Origin of the sequence: Meiothermus sp. QL-1, from assembly GCF_003351145.1 — a bacterium.
Classification (GTDB): domain Bacteria; phylum Deinococcota; class Deinococci; order Deinococcales; family Thermaceae; genus Meiothermus.
The window spans coordinates 1-12886 of the sequence record NZ_QQSV01000007.1 but is presented as its reverse complement, the minus strand read 5'-3'; the positions used below and the strand labels follow the sequence as shown (position 1 = coordinate 12886).

13 protein-coding genes are annotated in these 12886 nt (G+C 66.6%); 8 read left to right on the top strand and 5 right to left on the bottom strand.

Going from position 1 to position 12886, the window contains the following annotated elements; translation table 11 throughout:
* Positions 1 to 29 precede the first annotated feature (29 nt).
* Both DV704_RS08340 and DV704_RS08335 read right to left on the bottom strand, forming a co-directional pair.
* Positions 30 to 554, bottom strand: a complete 525-nt coding sequence (locus DV704_RS08340) for a YceI family protein (protein WP_114799120.1) — start codon at positions 552 to 554, stop codon at positions 30 to 32.
* Between the two features lie 2 nt (positions 555 to 556).
* Positions 557 to 1189: an SDR family NAD(P)-dependent oxidoreductase gene (locus DV704_RS08335; protein ID WP_114799119.1), complete on the bottom strand. Its 633-nt coding sequence runs from the start codon at positions 1187 to 1189 to the stop codon at positions 557 to 559.
* A 67-nt stretch (positions 1190 to 1256) separates the two neighbouring features.
* Between DV704_RS08335 and DV704_RS08330 the strand changes: the two genes are divergently transcribed.
* From DV704_RS08330 to DV704_RS08300, 7 genes are all read left to right on the top strand, one after another.
* Positions 1257 to 2021, top strand: coding sequence for a nucleoside phosphorylase (locus DV704_RS08330; RefSeq protein ID WP_114799118.1), 765 nt, complete (start codon positions 1257 to 1259; stop codon positions 2019 to 2021).
* 176 nt (positions 2022 to 2197) lie between these two features.
* On the top strand, positions 2198 to 3100 hold the full coding sequence (locus DV704_RS08325) for a M23 family metallopeptidase (protein WP_114799117.1): 903 nt from the start codon (positions 2198 to 2200) through the stop codon (positions 3098 to 3100).
* Between the two features lie 36 nt (positions 3101 to 3136).
* The gene (locus tag DV704_RS08320; RefSeq protein ID WP_199489966.1) at positions 3137 to 3520 is read left to right on the top strand and encodes a polymer-forming cytoskeletal protein; all 384 of its coding nucleotides are present in this window, start codon (positions 3137 to 3139) and stop codon (positions 3518 to 3520) included.
* Positions 3521 to 3574: 54 nt separating this feature from the next.
* Complete coding sequence (locus tag DV704_RS08315) at positions 3575 to 4459, top strand: M23 family metallopeptidase (protein ID WP_114799116.1); 885 nt, start codon at positions 3575 to 3577, stop codon at positions 4457 to 4459.
* A gap of 130 nt (positions 4460 to 4589) precedes the next feature.
* Positions 4590 to 5402, top strand: coding sequence for a bacteriorhodopsin-like (locus tag DV704_RS08310; RefSeq protein WP_114799115.1), 813 nt, complete (start codon positions 4590 to 4592; stop codon positions 5400 to 5402).
* Positions 5403 to 5507: 105 nt separating this feature from the next.
* Positions 5508 to 6362, top strand: coding sequence for an acetyl-CoA carboxylase, carboxyltransferase subunit beta (gene accD / locus DV704_RS08305; RefSeq protein WP_114799114.1), 855 nt, complete (start codon positions 5508 to 5510; stop codon positions 6360 to 6362).
* Positions 6363 to 6378: 16 nt separating this feature from the next.
* Entirely contained in the window at positions 6379 to 7329 is a 951-nt protein-coding gene (locus tag DV704_RS08300; protein WP_114799113.1) for an acetyl-CoA carboxylase carboxyltransferase subunit alpha, read from the top strand.
* Here DV704_RS08300 and DV704_RS08295 read toward each other — a convergent pair.
* The 3 genes from DV704_RS08295 to DV704_RS08285 are packed head-to-tail and all read right to left on the bottom strand — an operon-like array spanning position 7298 to position 11677.
* Positions 7298 to 8746 carry a lyase family protein gene (locus DV704_RS08295; protein ID WP_114799112.1) on the bottom strand — a complete coding sequence of 483 codons (1449 nt, stop codon included), beginning with the start codon at positions 8744 to 8746 and terminating at the stop codon, positions 7298 to 7300. The genes DV704_RS08300 and DV704_RS08295 overlap by 32 nt on opposite strands.
* A 49-nt stretch (positions 8747 to 8795) precedes the next feature.
* Entirely contained in the window at positions 8796 to 9431 is a 636-nt protein-coding gene (locus DV704_RS08290) for a DUF92 domain-containing protein (protein ID WP_114799111.1), read from the bottom strand.
* Between the two features lie 8 nt (positions 9432 to 9439).
* Positions 9440 to 11677, bottom strand: a complete 2238-nt coding sequence (locus DV704_RS08285; RefSeq protein WP_114799110.1) for a bifunctional (p)ppGpp synthetase/guanosine-3',5'-bis(diphosphate) 3'-pyrophosphohydrolase — start codon at positions 11675 to 11677, stop codon at positions 9440 to 9442.
* Between the two features lie 112 nt (positions 11678 to 11789).
* Between DV704_RS08285 and DV704_RS08280 the strand changes: the two genes are divergently transcribed.
* Positions 11790 to 12764, top strand: coding sequence for a carbohydrate kinase family protein (locus tag DV704_RS08280; RefSeq protein WP_114799109.1), 975 nt, complete (start codon positions 11790 to 11792; stop codon positions 12762 to 12764).
* Positions 12765 to 12886: the final 122 nt, after the last annotated feature.

Here is a 12886-nt window from a genome sequence, read left to right as displayed (position 1 = left end):
TTTAATGTTCCTTAATCTCCGGCTTTGACCTAGCGCGGCCGGGCGTAGGCCTCGAGCCGCACCTCCACCGGGTCATTGACCCGCAGGAAGAGCAGGCTGGGCGGGGTGAGGCGCCACTCGGAGAAGCGGGTGTCAAACCCCCCGGTAAAGCGGTACCCCTCCCCTTCGCGAACGAGCCGCCCCAGGATGCGCACCGGGCGGCGGGTGCCGCTTATCTCCAGGATGCCGCTGAGGGCCGCTTCCTCCCTGTTTTGCACCAGCCGCTCCACCTCGAGGCAGCTTTGGGGGAAGCGGTTCACGTCGAAGACCCCCCGGGCGTCGGCGTCGCGCAGGGGGTTGCCCGAGTTGAAGGCCCGCAGGTCCACGCACACCTGGCCCGAGGCCTCCCCCGTCTGGCTGTTCCAGCGTACCACCCCCCGCACGCTGGTGTTGACCCCCTCGAAGCGCCCCAGGGTGTAGCTGGCGATGTAGGTCACCCGGCCTTCGACCAGGTACTGGACCGGCTGGGCCAGACCTAGGCTCAGCAAAAAGGCCCCAAGTGCCCCCCAGCGCATCCCTAACGCACCTCCCACACCTCGGGTGGGGGCTCGGCTAAAAGCCCTTGCAGAATCCGTTCGGCCGCGGCCTCCGGGGGTAAGGCGGTTTTGGGCGGTCCTCCCAAAGGGGCCCAGAGCCCCGTAGCCACCGCCAGCAGCCGCACCAGGGTGAAGCGCACCCCTTCGCGCCTGAACTCCTTGCGCGCCGTCTGCAAAAGGGCCTCAGCCCCCAGCTTGGTGGCGGCGTAGGCCCCCAGCCCGGGCACGGTCACAAAGTCGGGGTAAACCCCCAACAGGGCCACCCGGGCACCCGGGTTGAAAGCCAGGTACTTCAGGGCCAGGAAGCAGCCCCCCAGGTTGGCGGTGAAGAGGTGCTCCAGGCCATCCTGGCTTTCCTCGCGCAGGCTGGCCTTGTGCGCTGCGCCCGCGGCGTAGATAAGCAGGTCCAGGGGGCCTACCTCCTGGGCCAGGCTTGCGACCTCGAGCCCGCTGCCCAGCTCTGCCGGCACGGCCTCTGCGCCCAGGCTTCGGGCCAGCTCGCCCAGCTTCGGGGCATTGCGGCCCGAGAGCCACAGCCGCTCCACCCGGCCGGCCAGGGCCCGGGCCAGCGCCTGCCCTATGCCCCCCGTTGCGCCCAGGATAAGGGTATTCACAGCCTCCTACACTAAGAACTGCTTCTCGGGTTTACCGTGGGATAGGAATACATTCCATAATGGGGCCATGGCTTTGTACCACATCGGCTTTGGCCCCGAGGACCTGGGCCCCACCCCCCCTACCCTGGCCCTCTTGAGCGGCGATCCCCAGCGGGCCCGCCACATCGCTGAGACCCGGCTGAAAGGGGTGCGGGTGCTTTCGGAGAACCGGGGGCTCAACAGCTACCTGGGCTTTTTGCCCAACGGGCGGCCCGTTCTCTCGGCCACCAGCGGCATGGGGGCTCCAAGCCTCAGCATCGTGGTCAACGAGCTGGTGCAGGTGGGGATCCGCACCATCATCCGGGTAGGCACCTCAGGCTCCATCCAAGAAGACTTGCCACCCGGACACGTGGTCATATCCAAGGCCGCCCTCTGCCGCCAGGGCGCGGCCCACGACATCGCTCCCCCCGAGTACCCTGCAAGCGCCGACCCCTTCCTGACGGTGGCCCTGGTCGAGGAAGCCAGGCGCCTCGGGATTCCCCACGCCCTGGGGCTGACCGCCTCGGTGGATACCTTTTACGAGGGGCAGGAGCGCACCGGCTCGGCCAACCCCCACCTGTTGCGCGCTCTGCGGGGCATTACCGAGGAGTACCGCCAGCTCCGCATCCTCAACTACGAGATGGAGGCGGGCACCCTCTTCAAGATGGGCAACGTCTACGGATTTGCTGCGGCTTGCGTGACCGGCGTTATCGCCCAGCGCACCCGGGACGAGCGGCCTCTTCTGGATGTCAAGGGCCTGGCGGTGGAGCGGGCCATTGACCTGGCCCTGGCCGCGGCCGCCCGCTTCGCTTAGGTTGCGGCTTCATGTAACGCGGGTTTCTGTAATCTGAGTCTCATTCTGTTCTTGGCGGAAGCAGGCGGGCCCCTTGCCGATGAGGAAGAAGCGGGGGGAGATGAGATTAGAGATTTGTGAGCGAAGATTAAGGCAACTTGACTGCGCTCACACCCTTGCGTTACTTATTCCACCTGATGCCGCAGCGCCGACACCCCGTGCGATATACCCTGTGGCTGGCCCGCACCGGGGCGGCGCCCAAAGCCTTCTCCTTGCCGGCCTGGGTGCCGGCAGTGGTGCTCCTGGTGCTTTTGGGCTGGAGTGGGCTTAACCTGTGGCTCTGGCACCGCACCGCCGAGATGCGCAGCCTCCAGCTCGAGCTGGTGCGCCTTTCCGAGCAGGCCCGCAAGCTCAACAACCAGCTCGCTGCCGAGCGCACCCGCAACAACGCCCTGAGCCAGGACGCCAGGCAGATTCTAAAGCAGCTCGAGCTGCTGGAGCGGGAGATCAACACCCTCAGGGAGCGGGCTGGGATGCCCAAGATCAAACTAAGGCCCACCCGGAACGAGGAGGGCGGCCGGGGCGGGGCCGCGGTGCCGGCGGGCCTCGAGGATGTGCTGCGCTACGCTGCCCAGCAGGCCGAGGAGCTGGGGGCGCAGCTTGGCGAGGTATCCCCTGCCCTCCAGGAAACCCTGAGGCGGGAGGCCGCGGTGCCCTACGGCTATCCCTTGCGGGGTTTCAACCGGATCAGCTCCCACTTCGGCTACCGCCGCAACCCCTTTGGCTGGGGGTTTGAGTTCCACAACGGGGTGGATTTCTCCGCACCCTACGGCAGCCCGGTGCAGGCCACCGGGGCTGGGGTGGTGGTGGAGGCGGGCTGGAAAGGCCCCTTTGGCCTGGCGGTGGTGGTGGACCACGGCTACGGCTACCGCACCCTCTACGGCCACCTCTCGGCCTTGCTGGTGCGCCCGGGGCAGCGGGTGGAGCGCGGGGATTTGTTGGGGCGGGTGGGCTCCACCGGCCGCTCTACCGGTCCCCACCTGCACTACACGGTCTTTCGCCAAGGGGTCGAGGTGAACCCCAGCCGCTACCTTGACTAGCGGCCATGGTTGTGGCGGTATGGGGTGGGGGTAAACATGGCGGTGTTAGGACGCAAACCCAATCCGGCTATACTCACCTACCTAAGCGAGGGCAGCGAGATCGAGGGCAACCTCAAGACCAGCGGCAGCGCCCGCATCGATGGTAGGGTCAAGGGGTCGGTCATTGTGGAGGGCGACCTCGAGGTGGGCAGCCAGGCCCAGATCGAGGGCGAACAGGTCCGGGCCAACAACATCATCGTCCATGGCCAGGTGATGGCCCAGATCATCGCCAATGGCAAGCTTCACATGACCAAGACCGCCCGGGTGGAGGGCGATGTGCGGGCCATGTCGCTGGATGTGGAGGCTGGGGCGGTCTTCGTGGGCCGCAGCCAGACGGGAGAGCCCCGGGCCCTGCCGCAAAGCACCCGGGCCGGCGGCTAAAGAGGTTCAGACCTCACGCGGGGGATGACCGTGCCAGGGTAGCCTGAGAGGGCGATGCCTTCGCAGCCCCGAGGCTGGGTCCTGAGGCTGCCGCTTTGGGCAGCGGGGCTGCTGCTTCTGCTTTTGGGGGTGGCCTGGTTTTGGGCGAGGGAGGCCCGCCAGCAGGCCCGCCTGGCGGCCCTGGAGGGCCAGGTCCGCCGGCTTACCCTGGAGCTGGAAGCCGAGCGCAGCCGCAGCCAGGCCTACAGCCTCGAGGCTGTACAGCTCGAGCAAAGCCTGCGGATTCTGGAAGAAGAACTCAACCGCTTGCGGGAGAAGGCCGGCCTGCCCCGGGTGCGCCTTCAGCCCAGGCCTGTACCCCCGGCCCCCCGGGGGGCAGGCGAGCCCGCTGAACTCGGCGAGCTTTTGCTGCATCTGCGAGCCCAGATGGATGGCCTTGCCCTGGAGCTCGAGGCCACCGCTCGCTTCCTTCGCCACCCTCTTCCCCCTGACCCCGAGCCGGGGCGGGTGCTTTTGCGCCAGGAGCCCCCCCACTTGCCCACCGGACTGCCCCTGCCGGGGGAGCCCCAGGTCTCCTCCCCCTTCGGCTACCGCCCCAGCCCCTTTGGCGGCGGCCTCGAGTTCCACAACGGCCTGGACCTGGTTGCCCCCGAGGGCACCCCCGTTTACGCCACCGCGGCCGGTGTGGTGAGCGAGATGGGCTGGAACCCCATTTTTGGCCTGATGGTGCTGCTGGACCACGGCAATGGGCTTCACACCCTTTATGGCCACCTCTCGGCCTCGTACGTGCGCCGGGGCCAGGAGGTGGCCCGGGGCCAGCTTTTGGGAGCAGTGGGGTCTACAGGCCGCTCGACTGGTCCCCACCTGCACTACTCGGTCTACCGCTTCGGGGTGGCGGTGGACCCCCTGCCCTACCTGGGGCTCAGGGTACCCCGCTAGGGTATACAAAACCTAAACGATTTTTTTACAAAAGTTGTAGAAGCTACGGTGATTCGCTCGAGTCGCCCTATACTTCCTCATTGCAAAGGACAGCCGCGCCGGCGCCGACCGTCCTTGAAAGGAGGTCGCTATGATTGGGGCCGACACCCCCATCACCACGCTTCAGTATCTTTTGGTCTACAACGTGATGTCCTTCACCATCGCAATCATGCTGGCCTCGGGGCTCTTCTTTCTGTTCGCTCGGGCCTACGTTTTGCCCCGCTACCACATGGGCCTCTACCTCTCTACCCTGGTGGTGTGGATTGCCGCCTACCACTACTACCGCATCTTCCTGAGCTGGCAGGGGGCCTACGAGCCCGGCACCGGGGAGCAGGCGGGGCTGTACCTGCCCACCAACGAACTTTTCAACGACGCCTACCGCTACGCCGACTGGCTTCTTACCGTACCCCTCCTTCTGACCGAGCTCATCTTGGTGCTGGGGCTTTCGCGGGCTCTTACCAACAACTTGATCTTCAAGCTGGTCACCGCCTCGGTGTTGATGCTGGCCCTGGGCTACCCGGGCGAGATATCCACCGACAACGTCACCCGCTGGTTCTGGGGCACCCTCTCCACCATTCCCTTTGTGTACATCCTCTACGTGCTCTGGGTGGAGCTCACCCGGGCTATGGCCAACCAGCCTGAGCGGGTGAAGATTTTGACCCGCAACATGCGCTTGCTGCTGCTGGGCTCTTGGGGCTTCTACCCCATCGCCTACCTCATCCCCACCCTGGGCCTGGGGGAGGCTGTAGGGATTGTAGGCCTGCAGGTGGGCTACAGCCTGGCCGACATCCTGGCCAAGCCCGTTTACGGCTTCCTGCTCTATGCCATCGCCCGCGAGAAGACTCTGGCGGACAACCCCCGCTTCGACGAGGAGCGCTTCGGCAAGACGGTTACCCTGACCTAAGCCGGCCTGAGCTGCGCAAGCCGCCCGCAAGGGCGGCTTTTTGTACTCTGTCCAAGCCGGGGGGTCTACGCCTGCCGCCTGTTCTGGGGTATAAGATAGGGCGTTATGGCCCTAGAGCGGCTTTTTCGCCGTCGCCGGGCGCAGGGCGAGGCACGGGATATACCTGAGCTTTGGACCAAGTGCCCCAAGTGCGACGCGCAGATCTACAAGAAAGAGCTAGAAAACAACCTTTACGTTTGTCCTAAGTGCGGCCATCACCTGCGCATGCCCGCAGCCAAGCGGGTGGCGATGCTGGCCGATGCCGGCAGCTTTGAGGAGACCACTCGGCTCAAACCCACCGACCCGCTGGGCTTTGTGGACACCGAGCCCTACACCCGGCGGCTCGAGCGCTACCAAAAGGAGGCCGGCCGCCCCGACGCCATCGTGGGAGGGCGTTGCACCATTGGCGGGGTGCCGAGCGTGCTTTTGGTGATGGACTACGCCTTCGCCGGGGGTTCCATGGGCAGCGTAGTGGGCGAGGAGATCACCCGGGGCATCGAGCAGGCTGCTTTGGAGGAGCGGGCCTTGGTCATCGTGGCGGTCTCGGGAGGGGCTCGCATGCAGGAGGCGGCCCTTTCCCTTATGCAGATGGCCAAGACCACCTTGGCTTTGGACCGCCTCTGGGCTCGCCGGTTGCCCTACGTTTCCATCCTCACCGACCCCACCACCGGAGGGGTCACGGCCAGCTTCGCTGCTTTGGCCGATGTGATTCTGGCCGAGCCCGGGGCCCTGATTGGTTTTGCCGGGCCCCGGGTCATCAAGCAGACCATCCGCCAGGATTTGCCCGAGGGCTTCCAGCGGGCCGAGTTTCTGCACAAGCACGGCATGGTGGACCAGGTGGTGGACCGCCGACAGCTCAAGGCGCGGGTGGCCCAGGTGCTGGGCCTTCTGCACCCCAGGATGGTGGCCTCCCCGGCCTAGGAGCTAGGAGACCAAGGTGGCGTTGGAGTTTGAAAAACCCATCGAGGAGCTCGAGGCCAAAATTGCCGAGCTCGAGGGCTTCGCGGCCAGCAGCGGGGTGGATCTTTCGGGCGAGCTGCAGGTGCTGCGCGAGCGGCTGGCCCAGCTCAAGCACGAGACCTTTTCCAATCTTTCCCGCTGGGAGCGGGTGCAGTTGGCCCGAGCCCCGGGCCGGCCCACCACCCTGGATGTGATTCAGGCCATCATGACCGATTTCGTGGAGCTCTCGGGCGACCGCACTTTCGGCGAGGACGCTGCCATGGTGGGGGGGCTGGCCCGCTTTGAGGGCAGCACGGTGGTGGTGGTGGGCCACCAGAAGGGCCGTGATACCAAGGAGAACATCCGGCGCAACTTCGCCATGCCCCACCCCGAGGGCTACCGCAAGGCCATGCGGCTCATGGACCTGGCCGACCGCTTTGGTCGTCCGTTCATCGCTTTTATCGATACCCCCGGGGCCTACCCCGGGGTTTCGGCCGAGGAGCGGGGGCAGGCCTGGATTATCGCCCAGAGCATCCAGCGCATGGGCCGGCTGCGGGTTCCGGCCATCGCGGTGGTGCTGGGCGAGGGGGGGTCAGGGGGTGCGCTGGCCATTGGGGTGGGCAACCGGGTGCTGATTATGGAGAACGCCTGGTACTCGGTGATCTCACCCGAGTCCTGCGCGGCCATCCTCTGGCGCGATGCCCGCGAGGCGCCCAAGGCGGCCGAGGCCCTCAAGCTCACCGCCGCCGACCTCCTGGCCCTCGGGGTGGTGGACCGGGTCATCCCCGAGCCGGATGGGGGGGCCCACCGCAACCCCAAGGCCGCCCTGGACCACCTCCGCGCGGCCCTCTCGCAGACTCTGGCCGAGCTTGCCCCCTTGGGTCCTGAGGCCCTCCTGGAGGACCGATACCGCCGTTTTAGGGGCCTGGGACGCTTTGAGGAGGGTTGATCAGGCTAAGAGGCTCGGCGGCCAGGGTGCGCAGGGCCCGGCGGCGGCGATTCTTGACCTCCTTGAGCTCCAGCCGTTCCAGCCTGAGCCGGCCCAGGGCATAGTCCAGGTAGGCGGCTTGGGCTTCCGGGGCGGCCCCGCCGAGTACCTTGCGCCGGGCGATGAAGCGCTCGGGCTCCAGCGCTTGTAGCAGTTCGGGGTCGCCGAAGCCCAGGTGGCTTTGCAGGTCGTCCAGGCCCAGTTCGGCCACGGTGCGCCCCTGGCTGCTCAGCTCGCGCAGCATGCGCTGGACCTTGGGGTAGGCCTCGGCCAGCGGAAGGTGCCGCCGGGCCACCAGGGCGTCTACGAGCTCTGAGGCCAGCACGCTGCGGTCCCGCAGGCCCTGGGCCAGCACCTCAGGCACGAAGCGGCTCTCCTGCAGGGCGACCCGCAGGAGGGCCATGGCGCCTTCGGCGGCGTAGAAGAGGCTTTGCAAGGGCTCCAGAACTGCGGGGCCGTGGTCGTTGACATCGCCAAAGGGGGTGCTGTAGTTGAGGTGGCCCAGCGTGGCCGGCCCCCCCATCAGCTCGGCCAGGAAGCCCCGCACGTGCTCCAGCACCACCGGATTCACCTTTTGCGGCATGACGGAGGAGCCCTGGCTGATTCGCTCTGCCACCAAGAACCCCCCCTGTTCAGCCCAGAACAAGAGGTCGGCCACCAGGCGCGAGAGGCTGGTGGCGAGCCCGGCCAGGGCGTGGGCAATCTCCAGCGCCCAGTCCCCTGCGGCGATGGCGTCGTAGGTGTGCTCCAGAGTACCCCCAAAACCCAGCCACTGGGCCAGGGCCTTGCGGTCCACCGGGTAGGGGCTGCCCGCCAGGGTGGAGGCCCCCAGGGGGCATTTGTCGGTGGTCTGGAAGGCGGCCCGAAGACGCTGGTAGTCGCGCGAAAGCAGGTTCTCCACCCCGGTGAGGTAGTGGCCTAGGGTGGTGGGCTGGGCGGGGCGGTGGTGGGTGTAGGCGGTGAGGAGGGTGTTGCGGTGGGTCTGGCCCAGGTGCAAAAGCTCCCGGCGCAAATCGGAGAGCACCGTGAGCACCCGCAGCATTCGCTCGGCGGCGTAGGCCCGGAAGACCGTGAGGTCAAGGTCGTTGCGCGAAAGCCCCCGTCGAAGGGCCCCTGCCACCTCAGGGCCGAAGCGCTCGCGCAGGCTAGAGTCTATGGTGAAGAAGATGTCCTCGAGCTGCCCGCTGAAGCCCGGCACCGGTTCCCGCCGCAGCACCGAGAGGGCATAGGCCGCCTCCACTGCGCCGGGAACCTGGAGGCGGGCCAGGCCCAGGGCGTAGGCCGTTAGGGCGTCGAAAAAGTGGTCGCTCAGGTGCTCCCGGGCGAAGCGGAAGTGCCGGCCCAGCACCCAGCGGCGGTAAAGGTTGTGCCAGCGCATAGGCTCCCCCCTAGGGCCAAGGGTACACCAGGAAAGGGCTGAGAAAGGTTCAGGAGTCGATTAAGAAACCCACCCCGCCCCCTAAGGTAGTGGCCAGCAGGTTGGTGAGGTTGTTGCCCCACCAGCGAAACCGCTCCTCCCCCAAGCCCAGCAGGCTATCGGCCAGGGCGCCGGCCACCCCGCCCAGCACCACCGCCAGGGGAGAGACCCCCAGCCATAGGGCCCAGGGCGTGTACAGCAAAGCTCCCCCAAGCAGGGCCAGGCTGCCCAGGCCGCTCAGGGCGGCGTTGGTGCCGGCCTCTACCCGGCCTTTCAGGGGGTGCCAGGCCCAGCGGGCGCGGCTGCCCACCTCGGTGGCCAGCGTGTCGGCAGCGGCTGCGGCCAGGGCAGCCAGGAAAAAGGCCGGCGAGCCGGCCAGCAGGCCCAGGGCCGCGGGAAGGCCGTTGGCCAGCACTTGGGCGGCGGTCCGCCCCTGGCGGTCGCGGCTTTTGGGATTCCAGCGACTGGCCAGGCTGCCCAGCCCCACCAGGTAGAGCACGGCCATAGCGGCTGGGACTCCGCCCTCCCCAAGGGGGATGCCCCCTACCAGGGCCGCGGCCCAGGCCGCTTTGGGCCTAAGCCAGCCCAGGCGTTCGGCCAGGAGGCCCACCCCGAAGGCCACGGCCAGGGCCAGCCAAAGGCTCATCGAGAACCCTAAAGCACCTGCGACCAACGCACGCTGCGAACGCTGGGCACGCAGCGCAGCCGCTCGTCTAAAAGCCGTTGTTCAGCCTCGCTGAGGTCTACCCGGGTGCTGATGCGGAAGAGGGAGGAAAGGGGGGAGGTGGGGCTCGAGGTCACCCCCATGGCGCTTTTGCCCAGCGAGGCAATTGCGTCCATCACATCCCGCAGCAGCCCGGCCCGGTCATCGGCCAGCACCTCGAGCTGCATCACCCGGCTCAGGCCTTCCCAGTAGGCCGGCACCACCCGGCCGGCCTCTTGTTCCATCAGTCGGCGCATGTTGGGGCAGCCCGCTTTGTGGATGCTCACCCCCCGCCCCCGGGTGATGTAGCCCAGTATGGCGTCTCCTTTGGCTGGCCCACAGCAGCTCGCCAGGTGGATGGGGGCCTGCAGGTCGGCCTCGAGGCGGATTCCCAGCCCATTCTTCGGCGGTTTGGGCTTAGGTGGGGGGGGCTCGGCCTTGGGCAAAAGCAGCCGGGCCACCTGCTGGGGGGCCACCCGCCCGGCCGCGATGGCGGCGTAGAGGTCTTCCGGGGCCGGGCTTTTGACCAGCTTGCGCCCTACCTCCTCGAGCTGGCTTTCCAGGGGCTTGGGCAACCCTCGCCGCTTGAAGTACTTTTCCAGCATCCGCATGCCCTTCTCCAGGGTCTCGGCCCGCTCAAAAGCGCGGAAGAACATGCGTATCTTCTGCTTGGCCGAGCGGGTCTTGGCGTACTCCATCCAGTCCTTGGAGGGGTGGGCGGTCTTGGCGGTGAGAATCTCCACTATCTCGCCGTTTTGCAGCTCGTAGGAGAGGGGTACAATCCGCCCGTTGACCTTAGCCCCCACCATGTGGTGGCCCACCTCGGTGTGGATGTGGTAGGCGAAGTCCACCGGGGTGGAGCCCTTGGGCAGGTTGATGATCTTGCCTTTGGGGGTGAAGACGAATACCCGTCCCCCCAGAAGCTCCTTGGTCACAGCCTCCACGAAGTCGCGCGAGCTGCTGTACTCCTGCTGCCAGTCCTGGATGTTCTTGAGCCAGCTCACCCGCCGCCTGAGCTCCTCGGGGTCGGTAAGGCCCTCCTTGTAGAGCCAGTGGGCGGCAATGCCGAACTCGGCCACCTGGTGCATCTCCTTGGTGCGAATCTGCACCTCCAGCGGCAGGCCGTTGACGGCGATTACCGTGGTGTGCAGCGACTGGTAGCCGTTGGGCTTGGGCACCGCGATGTAGTCCTTGACCCTTCCCGGAATAGGCTGCCAAAGCGCGTGCACCAGCCCCAGGACGTGGTAGCAGACCTGCTTCTCCCTGAGGGCGTTCTCCTCGGCATCGGGGCCCTTTTTGGGTTCCAGCACCACCCGAAGAGCCAGCAGGTCGTAGATCTGCTCCAGCGCCTTCCCCTCGCGCTGCATCTTCTTCCATATTGAGTAGAGGTGCTTGGTGCGGCCGGTGACCTCGAGCCGCTCGACCGACTGGCGCAGGACGAAGTCGCGCAAAAGGGCCTGCTCCAGCTTTTCCCTGGCGGTCTGTACTGCCGCTTCCCGCTCGGCCCGGTGGCTTTTGAGCCGGGCCTCCAGGCTGGCGAAGGCCTCGGGCTCCAAATAGCGGAAGGAGAGGTCCTCCAGCTCGAGCTTGACCTGCCCAATTCCCAGGCGGTGGGCCAGCGGGGCGTAGATTTCCAGGGTCTCCCGGGCAATGCGCTGTTGTTTTTCGGGGGGCATGAACTCCAGCGTGCGCAGGTTGTGCAGCCGGTCCGCCAGCTTCACGATGATGATTCGCACGTCCTCGGCCATCGCGATGAACATCTGCCGCAGGTCCTCGGCGTGCTTTTCCTCCGCAGGCTTGTCCTGGGCGGCGTGGGCCAGCTTGTAGAGCTTGGAGACCTTGGTCTCGCCCTCCACAATCCGGCGCACCCCAGCTCCAAAACGCTCCTCGATCTCTTCGGGCTTGGTCTCGGTGTCCTCGATGGTGTCGTGCAGCAGCCCGGCCATCAGGGTTTCGGCGTCAAGCCGGAGTTCGGCCAGAATTTGGGCCACCGCTACCGGGTGGGTGATGTAGGGTTCCCCGCTCCTGCGCCTTTGCCCCTGGTGGGCCTGATGGGCGAACTCGAGGGCCTTGCGCACCTGGGCCCGGGCTTCCTCTGGAAGGTAGTACAGGTGGGGCTCGAGCTGGGGCCAGAGGGCTTCCACAGCCAGGGGCTCGAAAAAGACTGCTTCGGGGGTATGCTGGGACATAGGAAACAAGCTCGGGCCTGAAGGGCCCCCCGCTGCGCTACACTGAGTCTATCACCTTACCGCCTCATGACCATGCCCACCCCGACAAAGCGGGGGGTATAGAATCGGGGCGATGACCGAGCCCAAACCCCTGGTGGCCCTGGGCGACCTCACCTGGGACGTGCTGGCCAAACCCGATACCCTGCTGCTCCCGGGGGGCGATACCACCGGCCGGGTTTTGCTGATGGGTGGGGGAAGCGCGGCCAATGTGGCCGTTTGGGCGGCCCGGGTAGGCTACCCGAGCGCTTTTGTGGGGGCAGTGGGCCGCGACCGCTTTGGCGAGTTCGCTGTGCAGGAGCTCGAGGCCGAAGGAGTAAGCCCCCACATCGCCTGGAAGGCCCACACCCCCACCGGGGTCATCCTGGTGCTGATCGACGCGGCGGGTCAGCGCTCCATGCTCACCTCCTTAGGGGCCGATTTTCGCCTGGAGCCTGAGGATCTGCCCCTCCCGCTAATCCAGCGAGGTGGTCACCTGCACCTCACCGCCTGGTCCTTCTTCACCGACCCACCCCGCCAAGCTGCCCTAAGGGCAGCAGAGGTTGCGCGGGAGGCAGGCCTTAGCCTCTCCTTTGACCCGGCCTCCTTCCAGATGATTCGGGAGATGGGCCGAGAGGAGTTCCGCCGCGCTACCCAGGAGCTGCGGTTGGATTTCGTCTTCCCCAACCTGGAGGAGGGTCAGGCGCTGACTGGGGCCCGCAAACCCGAGGAGGTGCTCTTTGCCCTGCAGGAACTCTATCCAGGGGCCATGATTCTCCTCAAACTCGCCGCCGAGGGAGCTCTTATCCTTCACCGGGGCCGGCTTATCCCGCTCCAGGCCACCCAGGACCGGGCGGTGGACGCTACCGGCGCTGGAGACTCCTTTGGAGGGGCCTTCCTGGGCCACTACTTGCGCTCCAAAGACCCCTTGGCGGCAGGGCGGCTGGCGGTGCAGGTGGCGGGGTGGGTCATCGCCCGCTTTGGAGCGCGCCCCCCCGTGGATGGCGAACTTCAGTCTCGCTTGGAACGTTTTGCCTTCCAATGCCCGCCAAAGGGCCCACCTGGGTCTTGACATCTTTTTGTGCATTTAGTACTCTTCTCGTTGCGCTTCCTTTTAGGGGCGCGGGGATCATGAAAAGCGGGCGGTGGAGCGGATAGCTCTAGCAGGGTCAAGATATGAGGGGCACACGGTGG

Excerpts from the sequence above, each read along its gene's own strand:
- DV704_RS08280 (WP_114799109.1), top strand. The coding sequence starts at position 11,790 with ATGACCGAGCCCAAACCCCTGGTGGCCCTGGGCGACCTCACCTGGGAC.
- DV704_RS08340 (WP_114799120.1), bottom strand. The coding sequence starts at position 554 with ATGCGCTGGGGGGCACTTGGGGCCTTTTTGCTGAGCCTAGGTCTGGCC.
- DV704_RS08315 (WP_114799116.1), top strand. The coding sequence starts at position 3,575 with ATGCCTTCGCAGCCCCGAGGCTGGGTCCTGAGGCTGCCGCTTTGGGCA.
- accD (WP_114799114.1), top strand. The coding sequence starts at position 5,508 with ATGGCCCTAGAGCGGCTTTTTCGCCGTCGCCGGGCGCAGGGCGAGGCA.
- DV704_RS08330 (WP_114799118.1), top strand. The coding sequence starts at position 1,257 with ATGGCTTTGTACCACATCGGCTTTGGCCCCGAGGACCTGGGCCCCACC.
- DV704_RS08310 (WP_114799115.1), top strand. The coding sequence starts at position 4,590 with ATGATTGGGGCCGACACCCCCATCACCACGCTTCAGTATCTTTTGGTC.
- DV704_RS08320 (WP_199489966.1), top strand. The coding sequence starts at position 3,137 with ATGGCGGTGTTAGGACGCAAACCCAATCCGGCTATACTCACCTACCTA.
- DV704_RS08295 (WP_114799112.1), bottom strand. The coding sequence starts at position 8,746 with ATGCGCTGGCACAACCTTTACCGCCGCTGGGTGCTGGGCCGGCACTTC.
- DV704_RS08285 (WP_114799110.1), bottom strand. The coding sequence starts at position 11,677 with ATGTCCCAGCATACCCCCGAAGCAGTCTTTTTCGAGCCCCTGGCTGTG.
- DV704_RS08325 (WP_114799117.1), top strand. The coding sequence starts at position 2,198 with ATGCCGCAGCGCCGACACCCCGTGCGATATACCCTGTGGCTGGCCCGC.
- DV704_RS08290 (WP_114799111.1), bottom strand. The coding sequence starts at position 9,431 with ATGAGCCTTTGGCTGGCCCTGGCCGTGGCCTTCGGGGTGGGCCTCCTG.